Source organism: Streptomyces sp. NPDC033216, from assembly GCF_055577115.1.
Genome location: NZ_JBVIQK010000015.1, coordinates 90,211 through 116,816, shown reverse-complemented (window position 1 = coordinate 116,816; position 26,606 = coordinate 90,211). Strand labels below are relative to the sequence as shown.

General features: G+C 71.3%; 20 protein-coding genes. 6 read left to right on the top strand and 14 right to left on the bottom strand.

Going from position 1 to position 26,606, the window contains the following annotated elements; all coding sequences use genetic code 11:
* Positions 1-78 precede the first annotated feature (78 nt).
* Positions 79-384, top strand: a complete 306-nt coding sequence (locus ACZ5Y0_RS25285; RefSeq protein WP_469130956.1) for a hypothetical protein — start codon at positions 79-81, stop codon at positions 382-384.
* 190 nt (positions 385-574) lie between these two features.
* Here the strand turns inward: ACZ5Y0_RS25285 and ACZ5Y0_RS25280 are convergent, their stop codons facing one another.
* Positions 575-1,423, bottom strand: a complete 849-nt coding sequence (locus ACZ5Y0_RS25280; protein WP_469130955.1) for an MBL fold metallo-hydrolase — start codon at positions 1,421-1,423, stop codon at positions 575-577.
* A gap of 692 nt (positions 1,424-2,115) precedes the next feature.
* On the opposite strand from ACZ5Y0_RS25280, the gene ACZ5Y0_RS25275 reads away from it, so the two are divergent.
* Positions 2,116-4,890, top strand: a complete 2,775-nt coding sequence (locus tag ACZ5Y0_RS25275) for a helix-turn-helix transcriptional regulator (protein WP_469130954.1) — start codon at positions 2,116-2,118, stop codon at positions 4,888-4,890.
* An 896-nt stretch (positions 4,891-5,786) separates the two neighbouring features.
* Positions 5,787-6,395 carry a helix-turn-helix transcriptional regulator gene (locus tag ACZ5Y0_RS25270; RefSeq protein ID WP_469130953.1) on the top strand — a complete coding sequence of 203 codons (609 nt, stop codon included), beginning with the start codon at positions 5,787-5,789 and terminating at the stop codon, positions 6,393-6,395.
* Positions 6,396-6,645: 250 nt separating this feature from the next.
* Here ACZ5Y0_RS25270 and ACZ5Y0_RS25265 read toward each other — a convergent pair whose 3' ends face one another.
* A complete protein-coding gene (locus ACZ5Y0_RS25265) occupies positions 6,646-7,359 on the bottom strand; it encodes an AAA family ATPase (protein ID WP_469130952.1) in 714 nt (237 codons plus the stop codon).
* Positions 7,360-7,549: 190 nt separating this feature from the next.
* On the opposite strand from ACZ5Y0_RS25265, the gene ACZ5Y0_RS25260 reads away from it, so the two are divergent.
* A complete protein-coding gene (locus ACZ5Y0_RS25260; RefSeq protein WP_469130951.1) occupies positions 7,550-8,134 on the top strand; it encodes a DUF488 domain-containing protein in 585 nt (194 codons plus the stop codon).
* A gap of 324 nt (positions 8,135-8,458) precedes the next feature.
* Here the strand turns inward: ACZ5Y0_RS25260 and ACZ5Y0_RS25255 are convergent, their stop codons facing one another.
* Entirely contained in the window at positions 8,459-10,477 is a 2,019-nt protein-coding gene (locus tag ACZ5Y0_RS25255; protein ID WP_469130950.1) for a glycoside hydrolase, read from the bottom strand.
* Between the two features lie 60 nt (positions 10,478-10,537).
* The gene (locus tag ACZ5Y0_RS25250) at positions 10,538-12,181 is read right to left on the bottom strand and encodes a glycoside hydrolase family 43 protein (RefSeq protein WP_469131005.1); all 1,644 of its coding nucleotides are present in this window, start codon (positions 12,179-12,181) and stop codon (positions 10,538-10,540) included.
* 453 nt (positions 12,182-12,634) lie between these two features.
* Here ACZ5Y0_RS25250 and ACZ5Y0_RS25245 point away from each other — a divergent pair, with 453 nt between their 5' ends.
* Both ACZ5Y0_RS25245 and ACZ5Y0_RS25240 read left to right on the top strand, forming a co-directional pair.
* Entirely contained in the window at positions 12,635-14,278 is a 1,644-nt protein-coding gene (locus ACZ5Y0_RS25245) for a glycoside hydrolase family 27 protein (protein WP_469130949.1), read from the top strand.
* A 559-nt stretch (positions 14,279-14,837) separates the two neighbouring features.
* Positions 14,838-15,560 carry a FadR/GntR family transcriptional regulator gene (locus tag ACZ5Y0_RS25240; protein ID WP_469130948.1) on the top strand — a complete coding sequence of 241 codons (723 nt, stop codon included), beginning with the start codon at positions 14,838-14,840 and terminating at the stop codon, positions 15,558-15,560.
* Positions 15,561-15,982: 422 nt separating this feature from the next.
* Here ACZ5Y0_RS25240 and ACZ5Y0_RS25235 read toward each other — a convergent pair whose 3' ends face one another.
* The 10 genes from ACZ5Y0_RS25235 to ACZ5Y0_RS25190 form a co-directional block, all read right to left on the bottom strand.
* The gene (locus tag ACZ5Y0_RS25235) at positions 15,983-16,948 is read right to left on the bottom strand and encodes a glycoside hydrolase family 6 protein (RefSeq protein WP_469130947.1); all 966 of its coding nucleotides are present in this window, start codon (positions 16,946-16,948) and stop codon (positions 15,983-15,985) included.
* Positions 16,949-17,282: 334 nt separating this feature from the next.
* Positions 17,283-18,551 carry a cation:proton antiporter gene (locus ACZ5Y0_RS25230; RefSeq protein WP_469130946.1) on the bottom strand — a complete coding sequence of 423 codons (1,269 nt, stop codon included), beginning with the start codon at positions 18,549-18,551 and terminating at the stop codon, positions 17,283-17,285.
* A gap of 546 nt (positions 18,552-19,097) precedes the next feature.
* A complete protein-coding gene (locus tag ACZ5Y0_RS25225; protein ID WP_469130945.1) occupies positions 19,098-19,646 on the bottom strand; it encodes a flavin reductase family protein in 549 nt (182 codons plus the stop codon).
* An 11-nt stretch (positions 19,647-19,657) separates the two neighbouring features.
* Positions 19,658-20,869 carry an ATP-grasp domain-containing protein gene (locus ACZ5Y0_RS25220; protein ID WP_469130944.1) on the bottom strand — a complete coding sequence of 404 codons (1,212 nt, stop codon included), beginning with the start codon at positions 20,867-20,869 and terminating at the stop codon, positions 19,658-19,660.
* Positions 20,866-22,467 (bottom strand): AMP-binding protein, encoded by a 1,602-nt coding sequence (locus tag ACZ5Y0_RS25215; protein ID WP_469130943.1) that lies wholly within the window; start codon positions 22,465-22,467, stop codon positions 20,866-20,868. Before ACZ5Y0_RS25215 ends, ACZ5Y0_RS25220 begins: the two co-directional genes overlap by 4 nt.
* A complete protein-coding gene (locus tag ACZ5Y0_RS25210) occupies positions 22,464-23,363 on the bottom strand; it encodes a hypothetical protein (RefSeq protein ID WP_469130942.1) in 900 nt (299 codons plus the stop codon). Before ACZ5Y0_RS25210 ends, ACZ5Y0_RS25215 begins: the two co-directional genes overlap by 4 nt.
* The gene (locus tag ACZ5Y0_RS25205; RefSeq protein WP_469130941.1) at positions 23,353-24,039 is read right to left on the bottom strand and encodes a 4'-phosphopantetheinyl transferase family protein; all 687 of its coding nucleotides are present in this window, start codon (positions 24,037-24,039) and stop codon (positions 23,353-23,355) included. Before ACZ5Y0_RS25205 ends, ACZ5Y0_RS25210 begins: the two co-directional genes overlap by 11 nt.
* Complete coding sequence (locus ACZ5Y0_RS25200; protein WP_469130940.1) at positions 24,036-25,154, bottom strand: acyl-CoA dehydrogenase; 1,119 nt, start codon at positions 25,152-25,154, stop codon at positions 24,036-24,038. The genes ACZ5Y0_RS25205 and ACZ5Y0_RS25200 overlap by 4 nt, the downstream gene beginning before the upstream one ends.
* Entirely contained in the window at positions 25,147-26,355 is a 1,209-nt protein-coding gene (locus tag ACZ5Y0_RS25195; protein ID WP_469130939.1) for an acyl-CoA dehydrogenase family protein, read from the bottom strand. The genes ACZ5Y0_RS25200 and ACZ5Y0_RS25195 overlap by 8 nt, the downstream gene beginning before the upstream one ends.
* Positions 26,352-26,600 (bottom strand): phosphopantetheine-binding protein, encoded by a 249-nt coding sequence (locus ACZ5Y0_RS25190; RefSeq protein WP_469130938.1) that lies wholly within the window; start codon positions 26,598-26,600, stop codon positions 26,352-26,354. Before ACZ5Y0_RS25190 ends, ACZ5Y0_RS25195 begins: the two co-directional genes overlap by 4 nt.
* Positions 26,601-26,606: the final 6 nt, after the last annotated feature.

Sequence of the window (26,606 nt, the reverse complement as noted above, 5' to 3'; positions counted from 1 at the left end):
GGCGCGGAGCAGGGTCCGCGCCTCCGGCGGTTCGGCGCTTCGGTGATTTCGCGGACCCGGTAGGGACTCACGGAGGCCATGATGAAGACACGGCGTTACGCGGTGGCGGCATCGAGCCGCTGGTGGGACGAGGAGGACGGACGCTGGCTGCCCGGCGGGGAAGTCCACGCCTGGGAACAGGGCACGAACCAGTCGGTGTGCGGACTGTCCCTGCACCGGTCGCAGCTCGCCCGTTTCGCGGGCGTCGCCTGGCCGGACATCCTTCCCGAGTCCGGGGGCGCCGCCGACGCGGTCCGGCGCGTCTGCCCTCGCTGCGCGTCCGCCGCGGGAGGGCGTGGCTCGGATGCTCGCCGGGACCGGCGAAGGATGAACCACCGACCGTAGGGGACCCTCGCACGGGAGCCACGAGAGATGATCGCCGACTACAGACGGACCACGCCGTGGCGGCCACCTCGGTCGCTCACCTTTCGGTCGCTCACCTTCGGTCGGTCACCTAGGTCGGGTGACCTGGCAGGTCACGATGTGCGGGCCGTCTCCGGAGCGGTCACCACGGGTGGGCCACCTCCGGGGTCGGTCAGGACGGGTCGGTCACGACAGGCGGTTCGCCGTCGGGGGAGACGGTCGCCTCCTGCCCGTGGCGGCAGTGGACGATCCGCTTCGCGAGGCCCAGCCTCTCCGCCTCCGACAGGAACGCGCCGAGCGGCGACCGCATGACGGTGTAGTCGCCGTAGTGCACCGGGAGGATCAGCCCGGGGTCCAGACGGTGTGCCAGCTCCGCGCCCTGCGCCCCGTCCATCGTCACCAGGAACCCGCCCGGGAGCAGGGTGCCGCCCAGGTGCAGAACAGCGAGGTCCAGAGCCGGGAAGCGCCGAGCGATGTCGTCGAGGCCGTCGAAGAGCAGCGTGTCGCCCGACACGTACAGCCTGAGACGGGCGGGCCCCGACACCGGGCCGAACTCCAGGACACTGCCCATGACGGGCGGCAGCAGACCGCGCAGGACACGATGGCCGGCGTGGCGGCCGGGCAGTGACGTCACGCGCGCCTGCGAGTCCGAGCCCTGGACCGTGTACTGCTCCCAGGTGCGCAGTCCCACGGCCCGGTGGAAGCCGTGCAGGCCCTGGAGCCGGCGGGAGGCGTGCGGGGTGGTGATCACCGGCAGAGAGCGGGAGAGGTGCCGTCGGGCTTGCCGGTCCCAGTGGTCCCCGTGCAGGTGGGACAGGAGTACGGCGTCGATGTCCGGCAATTGCCGCACGTCCAGCGCCGGTTCGGTCAGGCGGCGGCTCACCAGCCCGTAGCCGAGGTAGGCGCGCTGACCGAGGTGGAGGAAGTTGGGATCGGTGAGCAGGGTCAGCTCGCGGTACCGCAGCAGCACGGTCGCGTTGCCGATGAAGTGGATGCGGAGAGCGTCGTCGGAGCGGGCCATCCGGTCCTCCCTGTCCGGCGGCGGCCTCACCCGGGGCCCTTCCGCCTGTCGAGTCCGCACCAGTCCTGGTCCGGCGTCGCCCGGAGCCCGCCCGCGGAGGGCCCGGGCGACCCGGACCGACACCGGAGCGTTGGATCCGAGGCGGGCTCCGTGCGGTACTGATCGGTATGACACGCCGGGTACCCACCGGCGCGAACCGACCAACGCCTCAATGCCTCCACATGCCCGCCCGTACAGGGGCCACGCCGACGGCCTGACGCAGCCGGTCCTGTCCGCACGATCGCGCAACCCGGCACGGCCGTCTCGGCTTCGAGTGAAAGAGAAGCTGCCCGCCTCGGCCGGCCTGTCGCTGGCGAAAGCAGCCGCACCACGTGGTCGCGGTCCGACTGCCGCTCGTGAGGCGATGGGCATGACTGGGACACTGGAAGACGGCCGCTGTTCTGCCCGACCGCCCGGCCACTTCGGGACGGTCCGGCGGCTCCCGCTTCCAGCGACCGCCCCCGCTGCCCGGCGGGTGCCGGGTGCCGCTGGTGACGCGCGGTCGCCTTACAGGCGGAGCGCGCCGGCGGTCGCCTTCCCACCTGGGCAATCACCGCTCGGGGGTTCCTGGCCTCTGACGAACCTGCTCGATGTCGGGCCGGATTCGGAGCATAAGATGGGCGTGACCAGGGGCTGGGCAAACCAAGGCGGTGATGGTGGATCGGCGGAGGCGTGGCGCAGGGCACGGCGAACAGGTCGTGTTGCTCGGGCGGAATGCGGAGCGTGCCATCGTCGATCAGATGCTCGCGGCCGTCGACAACGGCGAGAGCCGCGTGCTGGTGGTGCACGGCGCGCCAGGGGTCGGCAAGTCGGCGCTTTTGCGGTACGCGGAACACACGGCCGCGGGCATGCACGTGCTCAGCGCTGTGGGCGTCGAGTCGGAGATGGAGTTGGCGTACGCCACACTGCATCAGCTGTGCGCTCCCCTGTTGAACCGGCTGGAGCGGCTTCCCGGGCCGCAGCATGCAGCGCTGGAGACGGTGTTCGGGATGCGGGCGGGGCCGCCGCCCGAACGGTTCCTGGTCGGCCTGGCGGTGCTCACCCTTCTGTCGGACGCCTCGGAGGGGAATCCGCTGCTGTGCGTGGTCGATGACGCACAGTGGGTGGACCAGGCCTCATTGCAGGTGCTGGGCTTCGTGGCCCGCCGCCTGCTGGCGGAATCGGTCGCCATTGTCTTCGGGGTGCGGGAGCGGTCCCAGGAGCTGTTCGGGCTCTCCGAACTGGAGATCACCGGTTTGCGGGAAGCGGACGCGCACACCTTGTTGGACTCGGTCACGCACGGGCGTCTCGACAGGCAGGTCCGGGATCGGATCATCGCCGAGACCAGGGGCAATCCTCTCGCCCTGCTGGAACTGCCGCGCGGGCTGACGGTGACCGAGATGGCGGGCGGCTTCGGTCTGCTGCGCGCCGACACGCTGCCGGACCGGATCGAGCAGAGCTTCCTGACCCGCATCGGCGCTCTGCCCGAGCCGGCCCGACTGCTGCTGCTGATCGCCGCGGCCGAGCCGGTCGGCGATCCGGTCCTGGTGTGGGGTGCGGCCGACCGGCTCGGCCTGACACCGCAGGAGACGCTCGCCGAAGGCACGCAGGAGTGGTTGTCCTTGGACGCAGCCGTGACGTTCCGTCACCCGCTCGTGCGATCGGCGGTGTACCGGTCGGCGCCGAACGACGACCGCCGAGCGGTGCATCTGGCGTTGGCGGAAGTCACCGATCCGCAGACCGACCCGGACCGTCGTGCCTGGCACCTGGCGTCCGCGACAGCCTCGCCGGACGAATCCGTCGCCGCGGAACTGGAACGATCCGCCGACCGGGCGCAGGCACGCGGCGGGCTGGCCGCCGCCGCAGCATTCCTACAGCGGTGCGTGGCGTTGACGGAGGACTCCTCGCGGCGTGCCGAGCGCGCGGTGGCCGCCGCGGAAGCCACCCTTCAGGCCGGTGACCTCGACGCCGCGCGCAGGTTTGCCGAGGTCGCCGACCGGGCCGCCCAGAACGAGGTGCAGCGCGTCCGGGCACACCTGGTCCGGAGTCGGATCACGTTCGCGGCCGGACTCAACCAGGAGGCGCCTCCGTTGCTGCTGACGGCAGCACAGCGGCTCGAGCCCTTCGACATGGACCTCGCGCGTGAGACGTATCTGGTCGCGTGGGGTGCCGCGGCGTTGCTGGCCGCGGACTCCGACAGCCTGCGGGCGATCTCTGAGGCGGTCAGGGCGCTTCCGGCGCGGGTTGGGGCACCGCACGCCCTGGATGTGGTGCTGGAGGGCTGTGCGCTGCTGGTGACCGAGGGGCGGGCTGCCGCTGTGCCCGTACTGCGGCGGGCGCTGGCGGCGCTGGCGGATCTTTCGGCAAGCGAGATGTTGATCTGGGGCTGGGTGGCCAACGGTGTCAGCGCGGCCGTCTGGGACGACCGGGCAATGCGCGTGCTGGTGGGCCGGGTCGTGGAGGGGGTGCGGGCTGCCGGCGCCTTGACCGAGCTTCCGTTCTGTCTGACATCGCTGGGGATTGCGATCTCCTGGACCGGGGACTTCACCGCCGCGGCTTCGATCGTCGCGGAGATCGAGGATGTGTGCGCGGCGACGGGTGTCCCCATCGCGCCGCATGTCGAGCTCAGGTTGAGCGCTTTGCGCGGCCGGGCTGCCGAGGCCGAGGTACTGATCGCCGCGACGATCGGGGAGGCCGGGGCGAGCGGTCAGTTGATGGGGGTCACAGTCGCCCAGTGGGCGGCCGCGGTCCTGCGCAATGGTCTGGGACGCTATGAGGAGGCGCTGTCGGCGGCTCAGGTGTGCACCCGGATGGCCGAGCCGTGGGTGTCGGTCTGGGCGTTGCCCGAACTGGTTGAGGCGGCGGTGCGCGTCGGCGACGGCGACATCGCTCGCGCGGCACTGCGGGATCTGGCGGAGGCGACGGAGCCGTCGGGCACGGACTGGGCGCTGGGCGTGCTCGCCCGCTCCCGGGCACTTGTGGGCGACGACGCCGCGGAGGACCTCTACCGCGAGGCGCTGGAACGGCTGGGACGAACAGAGCTGCGCCCCGAACTCGCACGCGCCCATCTTCTGTACGGCGAGTGGCTGCGCCGGGACCGTCGGCGAGGCGAGGCACGGGAGCAGCTGCGAACCGCGCATGAGATGTTCGTGTCGATGGGTATGGACGCGTTCGCCGAGCGGGCGCGAGGTGAACTGGTCGCTACGGGCGAGCGCATCGGCAATCGCACGAGCGAGGCATCGTCCGGCGAGGGACTGACGGCGCAGGAGCGGCAGGTCGCCCTGCTCGTGCGGGACGGCCTGACCAACCCGGAGATCGGCACCCGGCTCTTCCTCAGTCCGCGAACGGTCGAGTGGCACCTGCGCAAGATCTTCGCCAAGCTCTCCATCACCTCCCGCCGCCAGCTGAGGGACGTCCTGCCTCCCAGCGAGCACGCATCCACGCCGTAGTGACGGTCCCGCCCTCCGTGGGTCGGTCGCTGACGAAACGCCTGTCCGGCGGTGGAAGGCGGGCAGCGCCGGGGCCCGAGGAACGTCTCGGTTTGCGCGTTCCTCCGGATCTACCCCTCCTCACCGCTCGACCTGACGGAAACAGGATCAGGCGAAGATCGATCCAGACATCACGGCCGTGGACGTGACCCGGGACCAGGGGCCGATTCTCGGCAGGCCCACCTGGGGTCCCGTCGGTTCCGGTCGTTCCCTGGCCCCGCAGACCGGCGTAACCCCCGGTGAAGCCGCGGCGCCCCAGGGACTCGGCCAGTGATCACCCTGGTCTCCTGGGGAGCCTGGTCAGGCGACAGTGGTGGCAGGCGCTCAAGATCACCGACCGGAGGGGGCATGACCAGGGACGAACGGCTTTCGGCACGGCGCACGGAGGACCGTGTCCAGCTGATCACCACGGCCCGTCTTCGGTGGGAGGTCGTGGAGGTCGCGCGGCAGGCTGGGGGCTTCGTCGTCGAACGCCTGGGAGTGCTCGCGACCACACCGCGGGCTCGGGTCCGGCGATGACAATCGGGGGCCGCCTTCCCCAGCGGGGAGCGGGCCGCCGAGGACTGGGAAATCTCGCCCGTCGGGGCGAAGAGGACACAGCGGCTCGTGGCGGGCTCATCGACGACGTGAACTACCCCGTGAAGCCTGTTTCGCACCGCCGTTCCGCTGAGCGCTGGTATCTCGCATCCTCCGGACGACCGCACGTGACGAGGAAGACCATGGCATCAGCAACGGAACCTGAACGTCAGGAACCGCCTCAGCGCACGCGTCTGGCCGGCGTTCCCGACACTGACGAGTCCCGCCGCATACGGCACGGACGAGCCCGACTGGCGGGAACGCCTCGACCCGTGCCGGTCATGGTGACTGTCAGGGCGACTGACAGGTTGACGGCCGAAGGCGCGCGAGCCTGGCTCGAAGCGGTGGAGGGAGTGCAGGTCATTCCCTGGGCCGAGCGCGAGAGTGCACAGGTAGCGATTGTCATCGCGCACGAGGTGACTGCACGGGTTCTCGCCTACATCGACGAAGCCTCCGGAATGACGCACAGTGCGAGCTTCCCGGTGCTTCTCGTGGCGGACACCCTCAGCGAACGGGAGCTGTTCGACGCCGTGAACCGAGGGGTCGTGGGAGTCCTGCTACGCGGTGAGGTGAACTACACCGACGTGCTCAGTGCTGTCCGGGGCTCTCTGGACGGCCGGCCCCCCATGCCTCCCTCCATGGTTCGCGCCTTGATCGACAGGCTGCGCTCTCTCCGGTCGACCCCTCATTCCCATACCTGGCCCTTCAACGCACGAGAAATAGACGTACTGAGGCTTCTGGCCGAGGGGATGAGCACCACCGAAGTGGCTGACAACCTCAACTACTCGGAACGGACGATAAAAAATGTTCTGCACGACGCCATCACGCGCCTGAATCTCCATAACCGCACCCACGCCGTGGCTCACGCCATACGCAGTGGCGTTGTGTGATGCAGCGACAGCCCAGCCGGCCTGCCGCAGAGCCGCCAGGTCGCAGCGGCTCCACAGCTTCGGAACCGAAAGCCGACCACCAGGTCCGGTCAGAGACGATGCGACGTCATCGCGGAGAGAGCCAAGCCCCCGTGCGCGGCCGATCGCCGCGGTGTCGGTTTTCGGCGCCGGTAGTCGGAGACGCCCAAGGCTCGGAAAGATCGACAGCCAACCTCACTGCGAACGGACAACGAGGTCTGAGAGGCACCGCCTACGGTCCGACGATGTGCCGCAGATAGGCGTGCGGGTCGGCGAGATAGCGGCGCCAGTGGTCCACGACGCCCAGCTCCCGCCAGGCGACCCTCCGCATACCGTGCTCACCGACCTCGATGACGTCGGCGCCCGGCAGCGCGGTCAGCAACGGGGAGTGCGTGGCACAGATGACCTGGCCGCCCTCCTTGGCCAACCGGTCGATGTGTCCGATCAGCTCGAGGCACGAGGAGAAGGAGAGCGCCGCCTCCGGCTCGTCGAGGACGTAGAGCCCGGCGTGCAGGAACTTTCCGCGGAACGCGGCGAGGAAGCCCTCACCATGGCTGACGTGGTCCGGCGAGAACCCTTCCCTGCCCAAGGCGTCCAGGGCGGTTTCGGCACGCAGGAAGAACCCCTTGCGGGCTGACCAGCTGGTGGCCATACGGCGCCCGCGTCCCGAGGCGGCGTCGAATCTCATGCGCTCGCCGAGTGTCGACTTGCCGCGCGAGGAGGCGTAGCGCCAGTCGTGGGAGCCGCCGTAGGAGTCCAGACCGAACCCCTCCGCCAGGGCCTCGACCAGGGTCGACTTCCCCGAGCCGTTCTCTCCGACCAGGAAGGTCACCGGTGCGGTGAACCGCAGTCCTTCGTCGAGCAGCTGTCGGACGCAGGGCACCGTCCAAGGCCACGTTTCCTCGTCGTACGAGGAGAGATGGGCGTAGGCGCGTTCAATGATCACGCAACCAGTGTCGCTCGGGCTCTCCCGCTCCGAAGCGTCCGTGAGCATCATCTTCGCCCGGTCTGCCGCGCACTGACGCCCGCTTCCGCAGCGACTTCCTCTCCCTGACCGGTCTGCCCCGCCGGCCCGGACAGCCGAGCGGGCGGGATCGGAGGGTGCGGCGCCGGCCAGGAGCTGCTGCACTCGATGTATGGCCCCAGACCGGACCGACCCCGCAGACGGGTTCCGGATGCGTCGGATCGAACTGATCACCTTCGGCCACAGCACCGCGGACCGGGGAACACTGACAAAGCTCCTGCGGGGGGCCGGCGTGGTCGCCGTCGTCGACTTCAGGACCGCTCCCGGCAGCCGCCGCGACCCGAACCTGTCACGGCAGCGGCTCGCCCGGTGGCTGCCCGAAGAGGGCATCGCCTACCGGTGGGAGCCGCGGCTGGGCGGTTTCCGCAAACCGGCGCCGGACTCGCCCGACGTGGTCTGGCGCAACGCCTCCTTCCGCGGCTACGCCGCACATACACGCAGCCCGGAGTTCGTCACCGCCATGGACGCCCTCATGCGCCGAGCGGGTCAGGAGCGCACCGCGGTGATGTGCAGTGAAGCGGTGTGGTGGCGATGCCACCGGCGCCTGATCGCCGACTTCGCCGTCCTGTCCCGCGGGATGCTCGTCCACCACCTGATGCACGACGGACGCCTCACAGCGCACCACCCGACGCCGGGCGTGCGCCCTCGCGGCGACGGCCTTCTTGTGTACGACGACGCCGGCCCGGCGCTCCCATGACCGCTCGCACGGGCCGCCCCGGCGTCCGGACGCGGGTGAGCGACCGGCGTATCCGACGTCGTGGAAGGGCGACGTACACCCTCCTCACGGCAAGGCTGTCCCTCGCCGGATACGCCCCAGCGTTGGTATCGAGCCTGCCGGGGGACGGGACGCCCTACGGGAGACCTGCCCCGTTGGTGCGAGGACCGCAGGCAACGGCCATCACCGCTGAACGCCAAGTCGAACACGCCCGGCACAGGGACCCGGAGCAGGGCCGGTCACGGAGTGGCGGCGGTGAACGGGTACGGGCCCCGCACGAGCGGCGGGGCCCACGGCGCCGAACCGTCAGCAGGTCGAGTTGGTCTGGGTGAGCAGGCCCAGCCGCCACGGCAGGCTGTTGTAGTCACCGCCGGCGTTGGGGTCCTTGCCCTGGTACAGGTATTGGAGCCTGCACGAAGGGATCGTCATTGTCTGGTCGTTGCCGGCGCGGATCATCTCGCCGTGGCTGATGTCCCTGGTCCAGGTTCCGGCGGGGAAGGTCACGTTGCTCGCCTTGGCGAAGGGGTTGCTCTCGGACGCGGCCAGGGGGGACCACGATCCGGCGAGGCTGCTCGTCGTCCAGGAGCGGAAGTAGCGGCGGCCGTCCGAGGCGATGGCCTCGACGAGCAACAGGTACTGGTTGCTGCCCTGCACCTTGTACACGTTGCTCGCTTCGAACAGGGCGTACTTGGAGTCCTGCGCCGCGATCACCGTGTCGGTGAAGCCGTTGGGGAACTGGCCGACGGTCGTCCGGGAGCGGTAGAGATGGCCGTTGTCGTCGGAGGAGAAGAGGTAGCAGTTGGCGCTGTCGCAGATCACCCACATGTCGACCCAGAAACCGTTGCCGATGTTCTGCCGGATGATGTCCGGCATCGACGAGTAGAAGTTGCGCGGGGCGCTCCACCCGTTGGGGTTGCTGATGTCGGGGTTGGTGGAGTACGAGGCGTTGCCGGTCTGGTAGACGAGGTACCACAGGCGTTGCGGCGCGTAGTAGAAGACCTGCGGCGCGGCCCGGTACCCGGCGCCGACGGCGGTGCGGTCGAGGTAGTGGTGGGTGGCCGATCCGGCCTGGGACCAGTCACTGAAGCTCAGGTACACCAGGTTGTACCCGGCGGAGCTCGCGGTGCTCGCGAACACGTGGTACTTGCCGTTGTGGTAGACGACCGACGGATCCTTGATCCCGGCGATCCTGTGGGTCGCGTCCGGCTTGGGGGAGATCAGTGCTCCGCTCGAGTTCCAGCGGAAGGAGGAGGGGAGCGCGGCGGCGGACCGGGCCGAACGGGCGTCCGTCCGCTGTGCCGCCGCCCTGCCGCCCAACGCGGTGAGCGCCGACTGGTAGGCGGGCTTCTTGTTGCCGTTGCGGTCGAACAGCAGAGGATTCTCCCCGCTGCGCCATGAGTCGCTGTCGCGGATGCCCCAGACGGTGATGCCGGTGCAGCGCGCCACGTTCATGCAGGCCCTGACCGTGTTGGCGTAGGCCGTTGTGGGCGCCTGTGCGATGTCCAGCTCGGTGATCTGGACGTCCACGCCGAGGGCGGCGAAGTTCGACAGGGTCGTCTGGAAACTTGCCGGCGGGCCGCCGGTGCCGAAGTGGGCCTGGAAGCCGACGCAGTCGATGGGCACGCCGCGCGCCTTGAAGTCGCGCACCATGCGGTAGACGCCCTGGGTCTTCGCGGCGTTCCAGTCCTCGATGCCGTAGTCGTTGTAGCAGAGCTTGGCCGCCGGGTCGGCCGATCGTGCCGTGCGGAAGGCCTGCTCGACGAAGCCGGTGCCCAGGACGTCCCGGAAGACCGAGCTGCGCATCTGGCCGCTGCCGCCGTCGGCGAAGGCCTCGTTGACCACGTCCCACGCATGGATCCGGCCCTTGTACCGGTTGGCCACTGTCGTGATGTGGTTGTTCATGACGCTGCGCAGGGTGTTCGCGTCCCTGATGGAGCTGACCCAGCCGGGCAGTTGGGAGTGCCACACCAGGGTGTGGCCGCGCACGCGCTGACCGCGTGCCGCCGCGCGGTTGACGATCTGGTCGGCGGCGCCGAAGGTGAACGCGCCGCGGGAGCGCTCGGTGGCGTCCCACTTCATCTCGTTCTCGGGGGTGACCGAGTTGAACTCGCGGTCCAGGATCGTGGTGTACGTGCCGTCGCCGAGCCTGCCGGCGGCCACCGCTGTCCCGAAGTACCGTCCGGACTGGGCGGCTTGTGCGCCGAGTGTGGAGGCCCGGACGGCGTCGGGTGCGGCGCTCGCGGCCTCCGGCGTCACCAGGGCGGCCACGGCCAGCAGGGACAACACCGAGGCTCGGCGGCGGCCTAGCCGTTTCAGCGGGTTCATGGTCTCTCCTCGTACGGTTGCGGGGGGGGGGGGGGCGGGTGGTGCGGTCGGTGGGATGGGTCAGGGCGTGGACAGCTCGAACCGCGGGACGCGGACCGCGCCTCCGAGCGCCCGGGTGGCGTGGTTGAAGAGGGCGAACCGGTATCCCATGAAGAACCGCCAGTCGTTGCCCAGGGAGAAGGACGGGCCGAGGCGGATGAAGTTGATGCCGTCGGTGCTGTAGGAGAAGGTTCCGGGGCGTGCCGCGCCGGGGCGGATGTCCGCGCTCGCGCGCAGTCGGACGCGGCCGCCGGAGATGGTGGCGCTCGCGACTTCGGTGCCGGTGCCGATGGTGTTCCAGTTGCCGTCCATGGTCAGTCCGTCGACCATCACCACCCGTGTCGCGCCGCCGTCGCGTTTGACTCCGATCCAGGCGGAGGAGTCACGCAGCAGCGCGAGGCCGGCCCGGTCCCCGTCACGCATCGCCGAGAAGTCGAGTTCGACCGTCGCCGTGGAGGTGGGACCCTGGATGCGGTGGGTGAGCGTGTTGCGGGCCCAGTACAGGTCGTTGGTGACGGTCGCGGTCCGCAGGGTCAGACCGTTGCCGACCGACCACTTGGTGTTGTCCGGATTGTGGTTCCACTCCCACCTCGGCTTCAGCGTCGTGCCGTCGAAGGTGTCGACACCGACCAAGGGGGTGACCTGGCGGGGTGGGGTGGGCACGACCGGGCTGGGGTACGAGGTGCCCCAGGCGCCGTTCACGAGCTGCACGACGGGCCAGCCGTCCGGGGTCCAGGTGACCGGCGCCAGGGCCGGTACCCGGCCGCCGGGGTACGCGTCCACGAAGGCCAGGTAGTACCAGGCGCCGCTCTGCGTCTGGACCAGCCCGCCCTGGTGCGGGACGCCACCGCCGGGTATCGGTCCGCGCAGGTCGAGGAGGACCTGCCGCATCGTGTAAGGACCGAAGGGGCCGCTCGACGACTTCAGGATGTACTGGCCGTTGGCAGGGCGGGTCAGGAAGATGTAGTACTGCCCGTTGATCTTGTAGAAGCGGGCGCCTTCGAGGGTGCCGACGCTGGAAGGCGTGGTGAAGACCTGCTGCGTGCGGACCTGGCTGCGTCCGTCGGGCGAGAGCTGGGCCACGCTGATGGTGGTGTTGCCGTAGGCCACGTAGAGAGTGTCGTCGCTGTCGACGAGGAGTCCCGCGTCGTAGTAGGGCGTGCTGATCGTCGTGAGCCGGCTCCACGGACCCTCGACCGCGGTCGCGGTGTAGACGTACGTCCTGGCGAAGTCGATCTGGCCGAGCCAGTAAAAGGTTCTGTTGCTCGGCCGGTAGGCCAGTGACGACGCCCAGACGCCGCGGACGTAGCCACGGGCACCGTTCAGGTCGTACTTGGCCCCGAAGTCCAGGACCGGCACCGAGTGACCGGCGATCTCCCAGTTCACCAGGTCGTACGACCGCAGGACGGGGGCCCCGGGGGAGTAGTGCATCGTCGAGGCCGAGGCGTAGTAGGTGGCGCCGACGCGGATGACGTCGATGTCCGCGAAGTCCTGCCAGATCACCGGATTCGCGTACACCGGGGCGGCCGCGAGGGGCGACTCCCGGCCGGGAGCGGCCGCGGCGGTCCGGGACCCTCCGGCCAGAGGCAGGAAGGCACCGGTGACCAGGCCGGTCCCGACGGCCAACGCCCGGCGACGCCCCACTGAATGACGAGAACATGACATGTTCATGGGTCGCTCCCTCTGCGTGCGAGCGCTCGGTGGGTGGATCCCGCATGTGTTCGATATTACGAACGGTGTTCGCTGGTGAGCACCCTGGATCGTAGAGGGTGGAGAGCTCCCGTCAATATGTCTCGCACGATTCGTCAGAAGCGGCGAAATGTTTCGGTCTTTTGGCGGCCGTAAGTCGGTATGGGCAGGTGTTTTTGGACAGCTGCGGGAGCTACGGCGGTTGACAAGCCAGGAAACCTCCCTAATATCCGTGACGTCGGAGATCCGAAAGGAGACCGAAATTTCGAACAGTCTGTAAGTGTCATGCGCCTGACATTGGCTGCCAAGCCACGTCAGTCATCCGCTGTCTCGCTCGTGCCACCTGCCGACGACCGCATCGGCCCAAGCCCTCGTCGGCGCCGTAGGTGTCCAGCCGCGGTGCCTACGCCCACCCCCGAAGGACCCACGATGCCCAGACGATCAGGCAGACGACTGCTCCGTCTCCTCACGGCGGCCGCGTTGACGGTCGCCGCGTCCGTGACGGTCTCCGCCCACTCCACCGCCTCGGCCGCGCCCGGCAGCCCGGCCCTCACCCCACCGTTGGGTTGGAACAGCTGGAACAGCTTCGGATGCGGGATCACCGAGGCCCAGGTCCGTCAGGCCGCCGACGCGATGGTCTCCTCGGGTATGCGGGAGGCCGGCTACCGGTACGTGGTGGTCGACGACTGCTGGTTCGACCCGCAACGCGACGCGGCGGGTAACCTGCGGGCCCATCCGACCAAGTTCCCGAGCGGGATGAAGGCCCTCGGGGACTACATCCACGGCAAGGGCCTGAAGTTCGGCATCTACCAGGTACCGGGCGAACGCACCTGCGCGCAGACCAGCGGCGCCTATCCCGGGTCGACGGGCAGCAGGGGGCACGAGACCCAGGACGCTGCCACGTTCGCCTCCTGGGGTGTCGACTACCTCAAGTACGACTGGTGCTCCTCCAGCGGCACCCGTGACGAGCAGGTCGCGCGGTTCACGCTCATGCGTGACGCCCTGCGCGCCACCGGCCGGCCGATCGTCTACAGCATCAACCCCAACAGCTTCCACGCCATCACCGGCGCCACCTACAACTGGGGCGAGGTCGCTGACCTGTGGCGGACGACCGAGGACCTGCTCGACATCTGGCAGAACGGCAACACCAACAGCTATCCGATGGGCGTCGGCAACGTCCTGGACGTCACCGCGCCGCTGGCGGCGCAGTCGGGCCCGGGGCACTGGAACGACCCCGACATGCTGGTCGTCGGCCGTCCCGGCCTGTCGCTGACCGAGTCCCGCTCGCATTTCGCCCTTTGGGCGCTGCTGAGCGCCCCGCTCATGGCGGGCAACGACATCCGCACCATGTCCGCCGACGTGAGCGCGATCCTGCGCAACCCGCGTCTGCTGGCGGTCAACCAGGACCCGCTGGGCGCGGGCGGGCGCAAGGTGCGCGACGACGGCGGCACCGAGGTGTTCGCCAAGCCGCTGTCCGACGGCTCGGTCGCGGTGGGCCTGTTCAACCGGGGAGGCGGCACGGCGACGGTGACAACCACCGCCGCGCAAGTCGGCCTCACCGGAGGGCCGTTCACCCTCACGGACCTGTGGACCGGCGGTACGACGAGCACGTCCGGGCAGATCTCGGCGAGCGTCCCCGCGCACGGCGTGGCCGTGTTCCGGGTGAGTGGGGGCAGCCCGCTGGCCGCCACCACCTCGCGGCTGCGCGGCAACGCTTCCGGCCGCTGCCTGGACGTGGACAACGCCTCCACCACCGCCGGGGCCACAGTGCTCTGGGACTGCCACACGGCCGCCAACCAGCTGTGGACCACGTGGGCGGGCGGCGAGATCCGCGTCTTCGGCGACAAGTGCCTGGACGCCTACAACCAGGGCACAGCCAACGGCACCCGGGTCATCACGTGGCCCTGCAACGGCCAGAACAACCAGAAGTGGACAGTGGGCTCCGACGGGTCCGTCCGCAACATCCACGCCGGGCTGTGCCTCGACGCCGACAGGGCCGGCACCGCCAACGGAACCCCGCTGGTCCTGTGGACCTGCAACGGCCAGACCAACCAGAAGTGGTCCCGCGCGTGAGGGGCGTCACGGCCCGGCCGGCAGCACAGCCGCCGGCCGGCGCTTCCCGGAAGGCATGATGGTCACCCCTCTCGACCGTTACCCGCCATCGGCACGAGGCTCACCCGGGCAGCCGCCCGGGTGGTGGGCCTCCTGACGGCGTTCGCCGTCGTTCCCGCCGTGGTGTCCGGATCCCACGGGACGACCTCCCGTCCACCGCGCGGGATGCGGGCAAGAGCGTCGTCGCGGTCGGCGTCTTGCACTCGGGACTGCTCCGGTGGCCGGCCCACCGAGGTCATGAAGAACGGCCACCAGGACGCTCCGCGGCCTCCGGTCGCCCGGGCTCGGGCGACCGCCGAGGTCTGTGCGGCGCACGGGACCTGCCCACCGCAGCGATCGCCCCCCCGTGCACCCCTCCCAGTACCCTCGACGTCACCCCCTTCACGCGGACTCCGGAACAGGTCGGACGAAACGTGGAACTTCATGCTCAGCGAGTCCCGGACGGTCTCTGGGACGATCCGCGCGTGCGGGGCTGATGGGTCGGACGTGCCCACGGGGCACGACGGGGGAGGGGCGAGCGGTGTCTCTGACGGACAAAGCCATCGAGCAGATCCGTGAGCTGATCCGGACCGGTGCGCTGCCTCCAGGATCCAAGCTCCCTCCGGAGCCGGACCTGGCCGCCCAGCTGGGGTTGTCCCGCAACCTCGCCCGGGAAGCGGTCAAGGCGTTGGCCGTGGCGCGGATCCTGGAGGTCCGGTGGGGAGACGGCACGTATGTGACCAGCCTTCAGCCGAGCCTGCTGTTGGAGGGGCTGGGCGGAGCGGTGGAACTGTTGCAGGGTGACTCGGTCGCGCTACAGGACCTCATGGAGGTACGGCGGCTACTCGAACCGAACGCCACGGCGCTGGCCGCCACCCGGATCTCCGACGCCCAACTGGCCGAGGTGAAGCGGCACCTGGACGCGATGCGCGAGGCCCGCGACGACGTCGAACAGCTCAACGCCCACGACGCCGCCTTCCACCGCGCCGTCGTCTCGGCCACGGGAAACGAGACCCTCCTCACCCTCCTGGAAGGGATCTCCGGCCGCACCCTGCGCGCCCGCATCTGGCGCGGTCTGGTCGACGACAAGGCCGCGGGCCGCACTGTCGCCGAGCACGAGGGGATCTTCAACGCGCTGTCCACCCGTGACGCCGCCCTCAGCCAGGCCGCCGCGCTGCTCCACGTGAGCAACACCGAGCAGTGGCTGAGGCGACACCTGGGCTCCGGCGAAGCCCTCCCCTTCGGGACGGCAGCGCGGAAGTGACGGGCGGGCACTGCCCGCCAGGGTGCCCTGCGACCGGGACGGTGCCGAGCCCGGGGCACCGCCGGGCACGTGAGGTCGGCGCGCCTACGTCAACAGCGCTGTTCACGGCGTCCGGTGGGTGCTGGACCTGCTGATCGCCGAGCCCGCGCCGTGGAGGAGACGGGCGACGTGCTCCTCGGCGCCCGGACCAGGAACCCGACGACGACGGGGCACTGCTGCTCGTCGCCCGGCACGCCGATGCCTACCCCGCCGCCGGGCCGGCTCCGTCAGCGCCGGATCGCGGAACCAGCAGAGCCCCCGCGGCCCGGGCCGGACGCCGATGGCCTGGGCGGAAGGTCGTCACCGGTGACCCCGGCCGGTGGCGGACGATGCCCGTGGCCCGGTGGCGGGGCGGGGACGATCCAGGCCACGGGAGTCCTGGATCAGTAGCCGTAGATCATCTTGTAGGCGACCTCCGGAAGGAACTGCCCGGCCGAGGAGCCCGCCCCGGCGCCGCAGTTGCCGTCGGACTCGCCCGGGACTTTGATCCACAAGAGCATCTCGGCACCTCCACCCAGCCGGGTGGGGGTGCCGATACGGCGGCCAGAGGGGTTGCACCACTGGCCGTTGGAACCGTTGCCGTTGCGGCTGGTGTCCACGACGAACGGCTTGGTGTAGCCGAAGCGGGCGTTGAGCTCACTGTTCACGGCGTTGCCGTACGCGGTGTTCTCGGCTGTGGTCAGGTAGTTGGAGACGTTGAGCGAGAAGCCGTGAGCCTGTCGGAGGCCGGCTTCGTGGAGACGCCGGGCCATGGTCGCCGCGTTCGCCCAGGCCGGGTTGCCGGCGTCGAGATAGACCCAGGTGTTGGGAGCCTGGCGGTTGAACTCGGCGAGGGCGCCGGTGAGCATGCCTTTGCGTTCGTCGATCTGGGCCTGGGTCATGCAGCCGTAGTCCCCGAGGGAATCGGGTTCCAGGACGACGACGGCCGGGCGGTTGGCGATCCCGCCCGCGAACTGCGCGATCCAGTTCCGGTAGGCGGACGCCGAGGAGGCTCCGCCCGCGGAGTGCCCGCCGCAGTAGTCGCGGTTGTAGATGTTGTAGGCGACCAGGATGGGCAGCTTGTCCCGGGCGTCGGCGGCGCCCACGTACGCGCCGGTGGCGGTGCCGATGGTGCCGCTCCAGGAGCCGAACCAGCGGGCCGTCGGTGTGTTGGCGATGGAGGCGCTGATCGCGGGCGCCCGCCCGTCACCGGGGTTGGCGGCGGCCCACCGCTTCGCGCTGGAGTCGGGGTCCACGTAGAACCCGTTGGTCATGGTCGTCGGGTCGGCCGCGTGTGCGGACGGAGCGGCGGCGAGCGCCAGCGGCAGCGCGAAGAACGCTGCCACCAGGGCGCGGAGTCTGCGGCGCATGCTGTACCTCGATCTCCTGGCAGGGATGCGCCGCACGCTCGTCCCGAGCATGCGACGCGCTGAGGAAGTGCGGTGCTATGGCGCCCCCTTGTGCCGACGGTTCTCCAGCAAACCGCGCCACACAGAGAGTCGACGGTGAGTGGGAGCGCTCCCATCCGGAGGCGCGCCTCAAGGCACTGAGAACTGCCGGGATGTGATCGATATCGTGCGGTGGGCTGGTGGAACTGTCAAGAGTCGAGGGCTTCGAAGTTCATGGCAGAAGAAGTGCCACGGCGCTGTCCCGTGCCGGAACTCGAGCTTCGCCTCCGACCGGTACGCGAAAGAAAGCGGACGCCTACGGGTGATCGCCGGGCTCCGCATGGTGGCGCCTGCGGTCCAGATGACCGATGGTGGGGGTCGCCGTCGTTCCGTGCAGCACAACCGAGATCACCACGGTGAAGGCCACTATCGCCCACAATTCGCGCTCCAGCCCGCTGAATGAGTTCTGCCCCAGCGCGTAGGACAGATAGAACAGCGAACCGATCCCCCGAATACCGAACAGTGAGATGACGACGCGCTCCTCCCGCCCCGTTGCACCCCTCACCAGAGCCAGCCATCCGGTGAGAGGACGGACGACCAGCAGCACCAGGACGCCGACTGCCGCGCCCGGCAACGTCAGGGCGGACAAGGCGTCGGCCGTGAGATATCCGCCGATCAGGAACAGCAGGAAGACGGTCAGCAACCGCTCGATCTGCTCGGTGAACTCGTGCAACACCTTGTGATACCCGTGGCTGCGTTCGGCGGCGCGGATGACGCAGGCCGTGACGAACACGGACAGGAAGCCGTAGCCGTGGAGCACCTCGGCGATCCCGTAGGACAAGAAGGTGGCCCCCAACGCCACGAAGCCCTCCATGTGCTCGGACAGTCGCAGCACCGAAACCTCCGTTCGGAAGAACATCCACCCCAGCAGCCGGCCGACGCCCGCGCCCACGGCCAGCCCGACGGCGCATCGGCCCAGCACGTCGGTCAGCACCCATGGGCCTATCCAGTCCGCCGACCACCCGGCACCCGCCGCCGCGGCGAGGGCGATGGCCGCGTAGACGAACGGGAAGGCGAGGCCGTCGTTCAGTCCCGCCTCGCTGGTGAGAGCGAGCCGCGTTTCATCCTCGTCATCCTCGGTACCGAGCGGCTCGCCCACCCGTACTTCCCCGGCCAGTACGGGATCGGTGGGAGCGAGCACAGCGCCCAGCAGCAGGGCGACGGCGGGTGGCCAGTCCAGCAGTCCCCAGGCGAGCAGGGCGATGGCCACCACCGTCAGCGGCATCGTGACGCCCAGCAGCCGCCAGGTGCTCGACCACCTGCGGAGGCCGAAGGGCCGGTCGATCGCAAGTCCCGCGCCCATCAGGGACACGATCACGCACACCTCCGTGGTGTGCTCGACCCACAGTCGGTCGCGCACGGGATCCACCATCGGTAGGGGCACCGGCAGCAACTGGGTGAGGACGCCTGCGGCAAGGAAGATCATGGGCATGGAAAAGGGCCGCTTGGAGACTACGCGGGGCAGGACAGCCGCCCCGAGCGCCCCGATTCCCAGGCACGCGTAGACCACATCCGAAAGCGTCACCGCATCCTCCTGCCCTGCCACGTAGCGAGTCCGTCCCAGGGCAACGCGTGTACCCCATCCGCACGAATCGGCTCCAGGAATTTCTTCGAGCCCGCTGCTGTCCCGGCTCACCGCGGAGACCCGCGGGCTGCGGCTCGGCCCGGGCGGGATCACGCACCACGCCGGCCGACGCCCCACCCCGCGGCGCCGGTCGCGCGGGGTGGGGCGACGAACCTCTGCCGGGACACGTCAGTCCTGATTGAGTCGGTCGACGGCGGTCGCGCTTAGACGGGGGGGTGAAGGTCTTCGCCGAGCAGGCTGTCGGCGAAGAGGACCTCGGGGGAACCGCCGGCCGTGCGAGGCTCCAGAGGCAGGTCGCCGAAGGCCTGAACCGGACTTCCCCGGACGGCGGGCCAGGCGGCTCGGCCGCCGCAGGCGCGTGCCGACCTGAGCGCGTGCCGCCGTTCGTGACGCGCGGGCCGCCGTTCGTGACGCGCGGGCCGCCGTCCGTGGCGCGCGGGCCACCGGACGGCGTGAGCGCCGCGACGCACCGGCTGCCCGCGTGTGTCACGCGTACGGGTCGAGTTGGTGCGGGCGGTGGCGGTGGAGGACCAAGGGGTGGGCGTCCGTGTCGTGGGACGCCTCGATGGGGCTGCCCACCAGGAGCGTGTGGTCGCCCACCTCGATGGACCGTTCGACGGTGCAGGTGAACACGGCGGACGTGTGGGTCAGTACGGGCTGGCCGTCACGCACGGTGTGGGCGACGCCGTCGAAGCGCCGGAGGGGGTCCCCCTGGGCGAACCGGCGGTAGAGCTCCCGTTGCTGCCAGGAGACGACGTTGACGGCGAAGCCGCCGGTGCGCAGGGCGTGGAGCAGGGTGCGGCTGGTGTTCGCGAGCGACACCAGCAACGAGGGCGGCTGGGCGGACAACGAGATGACGGAGTTGACGGTGCAGCCCAGCGGGCCGTCCGGACTCTGCGTCGTGATGATGCTGACGCCGCTGGGCAGATGGGTCATGGCGGCGCAGAAGGTGTCGCGGTCGGCGCGCGGCCCGCGCTGGGGGCCGCTGCCGGAGGCCGGCGACAGGGTCGTGGCAGTGGGGGCGGGAAGGCCCATGGGGTGACTCCTCAGGAGACGGGTAGCAGCGGGGGCGCGACGGACACGGGATCGCAGGCACGGTGGAGGACCGGGCTCAGCGCTTCCTCCACGGCCAGCACCCGCGTGTGGAGTTCGTCGCGGCTGTCGGCCCCGACGACGACGTGTCCGGGACGCTCGTGACTGTGCTGCCAGACCGGCAGGTGGTCGCCGGGGCGCGCGTGCACCTGTAGTTCCACCACGCCGTCGAGGGAACGGCAGCGGTCCGGATCGGCGTGGCCGGCGAGGACGGCGTCCTCCCAGGGGAAGTAGTGGACGGCCGCGTGGGCGAAGCGGGGGTGCGGCTCGCCGACGGCCGCGCCGGGCAGGACCGAGCGGACGGCCAGCTCGTACTGGTCGAGCCCGGTGACCAGTCGGGTCAGGAGCGGGATGCGGTCGCCGCCGGCCCGGGTGTGCGTCTCGATCACGTGCACCCGGCCGTCCTCGACCTTGACCTCGGTGTGGCTGGCGCCCCGGTCGACACCGAGGGCGTCGAGGCAGCGGCGTACGCAGTCTTCGATACGGCCGCGCACGGCCGGGTCGACGGGGGCCGGGCTCTCGTGACCGATCTCGATGAAGCGCGGACGTCCGCTGGTGCGCTTGGCGGTGACGCCGAGGATGCGGTGGCCGTCCTCGCCGGACACGGCCTCCACGCTGTACTCGGGGCCGCTGATGTAGCGCTCCCAGAGCAGGCCGCGAAGTTCTTCGCGCAGGGCCGGGTAGTCGGCCGGTGCGGCGATGTAGCGCACGCCCCGGCTGCCGGCGCCCCGGACGGGTTTGGCGACGAGGGGGAAGTCGCCGGCGCACGGCTCGTTCTCACCGACGATGCCGAAGGCGGGGCCGGGGCAGGTGGCTTGCAGCGCCCGGCGCATGACGAGCTTGTCCCGGGTGCGCAGTACGGCGCCCACCGACACCGACGGCAGCCCGAGCGCCTCGGAGAGCAGGGCGGCCGGGAGCAGGCCGAACTCCGTGAAGGAGAGTACCGCGGCGGTGTCGCGCGGCAGCGGCACCTCCAGCAGGGAGGTCGGGTCGTCGCGGTAGGGGGCGCGGTGCACGGCGAGGACGCCCGGTCCGGCCTGCTTCAGGGGCTCGCTGGGGTCGACGATCCAGACGAAGGGGATCCCCAGGCGGGTCAGGGTGGCGTGGCCCTCGGCGGGACGGGCTCCGACCAGGACTACGGGTGGGCCGGGGTGGTGTCTGGTCATCGGAGCTCCTTCACCGGTGTCACTGCGGGGGCGTCGTGCAGGAGGGCGGCGAGGGCCGCCCGGTCCGTCTTGCCGTTGCCGTTCAGGGGCAGTTCGGGGCGGACGTGGAGGAAGGCGGGGACCATGTAGGCGGGCAGCCGGTCACGGAGTGCGGCGAGCAGTGTGCCGGGGGCGGGGTCGTCACCGGTGCAGACGGCGTGCAGTTCGGTGCCGCCGTGCGCGGTGGGCAGCGCGAGGACCACGGCGTCGTGCACGTCGGGCTGGTCGCGCAGCGCGGACTCGATCTCGCCGAGTTCGACGCGGTAGCCGTCGACCTTCACCTGGTGGTCCAGGCGACCCAGGTGGAGGAGTCCGTCCCGGCCGGCCGGGCGGACCCGGTCGCCGGTGCGATACCACATGCGGGCCGGGACCACGCCCGTCGGGCGGGCGGCGGAACCGGGCGGTGCCGAAGCGGGGTCGGCGGGACGGTCGCCGTCCAGGTCCCAGAAACGTCCGGCGTTGTCGGCGGGGTCCAGGTAGCCGGGGAAACGCTGGGGTCCCCGCACGCACAGTTCCCCCTCCTCCGCGGGCCGCCCCGCAGCGTCGAGGACGCGGTGCTCCAGGTGCGGGTAGACGTGACCGATCGGCACCGTTCCGTTGGCGGTCGCGGGCCAGTTGCCCATGTCGGTGCCGAGAGAGAACTCCGAGCACGTGATGGTCAGTTCGGTCGGACCGTAGAAGTTCTCCAGCCGTGACGCCGGTGCCGCCGCCTGCCACGCCTGGGCCTGCTGGAGGGTGAGCGGCTCCCCCGCGAAGAGGCTGTGGCGCAGTCCCGGCATGGCGCCGTGGCGCAGCGCCCGCATCCGGCGGGCGAAGGAGATCACCGACGGGACGGAGCACCAGTGGGTCAGACGACGGTCGTTGACGAACCGTACGGGTGCCAGGATCTCGTCCCGGCTCGGGACGACGAGGGTCGCACCGCCACCCCACGCGGTGAACATGTCGAACACCGAGACGTCGAAAGTGAGATCGAAGGTCTGGGAGAGCCGGGAGCCGGGCCCGACCTCGTAGCGCTCGATGACGTGGGCGAGGTACGGGGCGACGTTGTCATGGAGTATCGGTACGCCCTTGGGGGCGCCGGTGCTGCCGGAGGTGAACAGGATGTAGGCGGGTTCCCCCGGTTCCCCGGAACGGGGAGCCGAGCCGTCGGCGGAGCCGCCGGCCGCGTCGGCCAGGTCGAGCAACGGCACGGGCAGCCCGCGTACCTCCCCGCTCCCGTCGGTCAGCACCAGGTCGAGCCCGGCACGGCGGGCGACGGAGGCGTTGCGGGCCTCGGGCCAAGCCGTGTTGAGCGGGACGACCGTGGCACCGAGTCGTTGGACGGCCAGGTAGCCGGCGTACGTGGCGGGCCGCCGGCCGGCCAGCAGACCGACGCGGCGCGGCGGTCCGGGGCAGGCCCGGAGGATGCCGGCCGCGACACGGGCGCTGTACTCGTCGAGTTCGCGGTAGGTCAGGACCTGCCCGTCGGCCTCCAGGGCGACGCGGTCGGGGTGGCGCCCGGCCGATGCGGCGAACCACGCGTACAGGGTGCCGGGGTGGTCCCCGGGGCGGGCGCTCACCGGGCCGCTCCCGCGCTCACGGCGGCGGGGCGGGCAGCGGCCGTGTCACCGGGGCCGATCGAGGCGAGGATGCGGTCGAAGGCGGTGCGCACCAGCGAGGCGCGGGGCCTGCCGCGTGCCGCCGACTGGGCGGCGTAGCGCAGTGAGCGGGACAGCTCGCCCCACGCGGCGGCGGTCGCCGGCTCGGCGCGGTGCAGGTACTGGTGGTGGCGCGCCGCGGCCCAGAGGTCCTCGGCGTAGCGGACCAGTGCCTGCGGGTCGGACGGCAGCAGGTCTCGGAGGAGGGCGAGCGAGGCCTCGGTGCCCCGGACCCAGTCGCCGGGGCACGGATCGAAGCGGCCGGCGCCGTGCTCCAGCCAGCGGTGGTTCCCCGGACCCGGCACCCAGGCGGGGCCGCCGCCGAGGGCGTACATGTCGCGCTGGTGCAGCACGGTGTCCAGGCCCGGCAACGGGGCCAGCAGGACCCGTAGTCCGGCTTCGTCGACCCAGCCGCGGTGCGGTGACTGGTGGCCTTCGGGCAGCAGGGCGTCGAAGTCGTCGACCACCAGCCAGCGGTCGCCGTCGCGGGCGGCGAGGCGAAGCCAGTGCGGCACGTCGCGCACCAGGTGGGACGGGCTCCACGGCAGGTTGCGGCAGTTGGCCACGGCGAGGACGTCGCCCTGGCGGGCGAACTCGCCCCGGAGGGCGGACAGGGTGTCGTCCCAGCGGCGCGCGCCGCGGTAGCCGAAGTCGGGCGCCACTCGGTCGTGGTGGCTGAAGGCCACAGTGTCGTCGAGGCCGTCGCGGCGGACGGAGAGGGTGAAGCCGGCCGCCAGTCGGCGCTCGGCGGCGGGGTCGGTGAGACGGAGGTGTTCCTTGAGGTTGGTGGTGTAGCAGCTCAGTGCTTCAGCGGGCACGGAGATCTCCAAAGGCGCAGCTCACGGGATGGACACTGAGGTGACGCAGGGCGATCCAGGTGAGATCGCCCACCGTGCCGGTGCTGGGCCGCACCGGGATGTCGAGGGACCACGGGCGGCCGGCGATACCGGTGCCGTCGGCCTTCACGCAGGCCTCCTGCACGGTCCACACCCAGGCGAACTCCAGGGCGCGGCGGTCGGCCGGCAGCGGGGACAGTTCGGCGGCCCGTTCGCGCAGGCACCGGCGGACCAGGCCGGGCGGCAGATCCGGGCCGGGGGGCAACTGGACGTCCACGCCCACGCGCCGGCCGGGGGCCACGGCGGCGGCCACCAGATCACCACCCGAGGCGTCGTCCGCGCCGTCGTGGGAGAGGCTGACCCCCAGGCCGGGCAGCCCCTCCAGTACGGGCCGGCCACGGGCGCCGGCGGTCAGCGGGACGCCCTCGGTTCCGGGGCACACCTCGGCGAGCAGGGCACGCAGCAGTCCCCGGGCGGCGAGCGACTGGCGGCGCTGCCACCGCGGCCGGCCGCTCACGTCCGCCAGATCGGCGGGGTGGGGGCTCGGCGTGGCCGCGCGCGCCCAGGCCACCCACACGCCGGGCGCCACCTCGACGGTGACGGGACCAGCCTGTCGGGCCATCGTGCCGGGACGCGCCGGTGCCGTGGCGGCAGTCACGACGCCGCCCCGCGGGGCCGGGACAGCAGCGCCTCCGCCTGGTCGGCGACGGAGGCGAGGACGGTCTCGGTGCTGCCGCCGGCGATGCCGAACAGCGCGGCCTCCGCGCGCCGGTGCTGCATGCCCATGGCGGCGAAGCCGTCCGCACCGCACAGGTGCGCACAGACGTCGAGGACGTGGTCGGCCGTCTCCCCGGCCGCCGCCTTCACCAGCGCCGCACCGGTGTGGTCGTGATCGGCGGCGACGGCGGGTCCCAACGCCTGCACCAACGAATCCAGTTGGCGGGTGCGGACCAGGGCGGCGGCGAGCCGCTGGCGGATCGCGGGCTGCTCCCACAGGCCGCGTTCCGCCAGCCGGTCCCGGGTGTCGGCCAGCGCCCGGCGGCAGGCCGCCGCCGCCCACAGGCCGCCGGCGAGGCGTTCCACCGCGATGTGCCGGGCGAACAGGGCGAGTCCGCGCCCCGCACCGCCGACCGGCCCGTCCGCGAGCACCGGTACGCCGTCGAGGTGGACGTGTCCGGTGCCGGAGCCCGTGAAGTACGGGCCCGGTGCCGCCTCGACGCGTACCCGCGGGTCGTCGGCGGGCACGAGGTACCAGGTGAAGTTGGTGAAGTGGGGGCCGGGACGGCGGCGGGCCAGGACGAGCAGCAGGTCGGCGTGGACCGCGTTGGTGATCCAGCGCTTGGTGCCGCGCAGCACCGTCCCGGTGCCCGTCTCCTCGGCGTGTGTCGTCAGGGCGGTGAGGTCGGAGCCGGGGCCGCTGTCGGTGGCGGCCAGGGCCACGACGGACCGGCCGTCGAGCATCCGCCGGGCGACGTCCGCCGCGCCCGGCCCGCGCCGGCCCGCCTCGGCCAGCAGCGGCAGCACGGTGGCGGCCTGGACGCAGACCGACAGCAGGGGCCCGGTGCCCTCCTCCGCCTCGGCGCGGACGATCACGTCGCGGAGCCGGTCAGGTATGACCCCGCGTTCGGGCAGCCCTTCCCGGTAGATCCCGCGCAGGGTGCCCGCCGCACCCAGGCGTGCCCACAGTTCGCGTCCGGACCCAATGCCGGCCGGCGCGGGCCGCTCCGCCGGCTCGGCGTCGCCCCGCTCGAGGAGTTCCACGACCTCAGGCAAGGCGCACCTCCGCGTCGAGGAGGGTGAGCTTGCCGTCGGCCAGCAGCAGCCGGTCGTTGCTGAAGTTGAGGCTCGCCGACCGCAGGTCGCGCAGGGCGCGCTCCAGCGCGACGGGTGAGTCCCGCAGGTAGCCGTGGCGCAGCCCGACCGCGTCCACCAGTTCCTGCACCGCCGCGTGGCACTGCTCGGACGCGGTCACCTTCAGTCCGTTGACCAGGAGCTGGACGCGAGGCCGGGAGACGTCCTCGTGGACGACCGTGTCCAGGGTGTGGGCCAGCAGCGCGTCGACGGCCTCCAGGCGGTGCCGTACCCGGGCGAGCCGGGTGAGCAGCAGCTCCGAGTCGAGGGAGGCGCCGCCGCGGGTCCGGGCGGAGCGCAGCATGCCGACGGTGCGGGCCAGCGCGCCCTCGGCCGTGCCCAGCCAGGCGGCGCTCCAGCCGAGGTGAGCGAGGGGTCCGAAGGTGTGCGTGACGATGTCGCGGAAGCGGCCGTGCCGCCCCACGACCTGGTGGCCGGGAACGGTGCCTCGCAGGTGGAGCGCGCCGCTGTGGCTGGCCCGCATGCCGTGCGGGTCCCAGCCGCCGGCGGAGGCCACCTCGAGCTGGCTCCGGTCGGCGTACACCAGCGAGACGTCGTGCTCGTTGTCGGAGTCCGGGCTGCGCATGGTGACGAGGAAGCCGTCCGCGTGGGCGCCGCCGGTGACGATCGGCGCGAACCGGTCGAGGAGCAGGTGGCCCTCGCGCTGTTCGAGGGGAGCGGTGGCGGTGAGGAGCGCGCCACCCTTGCCGGCTTCCGTGGTGACCGACGCCAGGTACACCTCGCCCGCCCCGATCCGGGGCAGGAGTTCCGCGCGCAGCGTGCCGCCGGCATGCTGTACCAGGGCGGCCACCTGCTGGCAGTGCATCGCGAAGACCATGGCGAGCGACATGTCCTCGCGGCCCAGTCGCCGGGTGGCGGTGAGCACGTCGCCCAGGTCACCGCCGAGCCCGCCCTCGGCAGCCGGCACGAGCAGGCCGAGCAGCCGGGTGCGGCGCAGCGACTCCAGCGCCTCGACGGGGAACACGGCTTCGGTGTCGGTGCGGCGCGCGTGTGCCGCGGTCACCTCGGCGGCCTCCTCGACCAGCGGTGCGAGGAGGAGGGGGGACCCGCCCCGGTCGGCTGTGCCGACGGCCGGGGCGGGCGCGGTGGAGGTGGCGGTCACGCGACCGCCTCGGAGGTGCGCGCGGCGTCCACGGCCCGCCACAGCGAGCCGGCGGTCGCGAAGGTCTCCTCGTTGAGGTCGTCGTCGGGCAGCGAGACGTCCATCTCGTCCTCGATGGCGAACAGCAGGTCGACCGACTTCATGGAGTCGAGCCCCAGGTCGCGCAGGCGGGTGTCGTCGGTGAGCGGCTGCTCCTGGAGGCGGGGCAGGTGGTCACGGAGCACTTTCTCGAACACGGCGTCCATGGCGGT

Coding starts and splice junctions, on each gene's coding strand:
- ACZ5Y0_RS25285 (WP_469130956.1), top strand. CDS start 79: ATGATGAAGACACGGCGTTACGCGGTGGCGGCATCGAGCCGCTGGTGG.
- ACZ5Y0_RS25280 (WP_469130955.1), bottom strand. CDS start 1,423: ATGGCCCGCTCCGACGACGCTCTCCGCATCCACTTCATCGGCAACGCG.
- ACZ5Y0_RS25275 (WP_469130954.1), top strand. CDS start 2,116: ATGGTGGATCGGCGGAGGCGTGGCGCAGGGCACGGCGAACAGGTCGTG.
- ACZ5Y0_RS25270 (WP_469130953.1), top strand. CDS start 5,787: ATGGTGACTGTCAGGGCGACTGACAGGTTGACGGCCGAAGGCGCGCGA.
- ACZ5Y0_RS25260 (WP_469130951.1), top strand. CDS start 7,550: ATGGCCCCAGACCGGACCGACCCCGCAGACGGGTTCCGGATGCGTCGG.
- ACZ5Y0_RS25255 (WP_469130950.1), bottom strand. CDS start 10,477: ATGAACCCGCTGAAACGGCTAGGCCGCCGCCGAGCCTCGGTGTTGTCC.
- ACZ5Y0_RS25250 (WP_469131005.1), bottom strand. CDS start 12,181: ATGTCATGTTCTCGTCATTCAGTGGGGCGTCGCCGGGCGTTGGCCGTC.
- ACZ5Y0_RS25245 (WP_469130949.1), top strand. CDS start 12,635: ATGCCCAGACGATCAGGCAGACGACTGCTCCGTCTCCTCACGGCGGCC.
- ACZ5Y0_RS25235 (WP_469130947.1), bottom strand. CDS start 16,948: ATGCGCCGCAGACTCCGCGCCCTGGTGGCAGCGTTCTTCGCGCTGCCG.
- ACZ5Y0_RS25225 (WP_469130945.1), bottom strand. CDS start 19,646: ATGGGCCTTCCCGCCCCCACTGCCACGACCCTGTCGCCGGCCTCCGGC.
- ACZ5Y0_RS25220 (WP_469130944.1), bottom strand. CDS start 20,869: ATGACCAGACACCACCCCGGCCCACCCGTAGTCCTGGTCGGAGCCCGT.
- ACZ5Y0_RS25190 (WP_469130938.1), bottom strand. CDS start 26,600: ATGGACGCCGTGTTCGAGAAAGTGCTCCGTGACCACCTGCCCCGCCTC.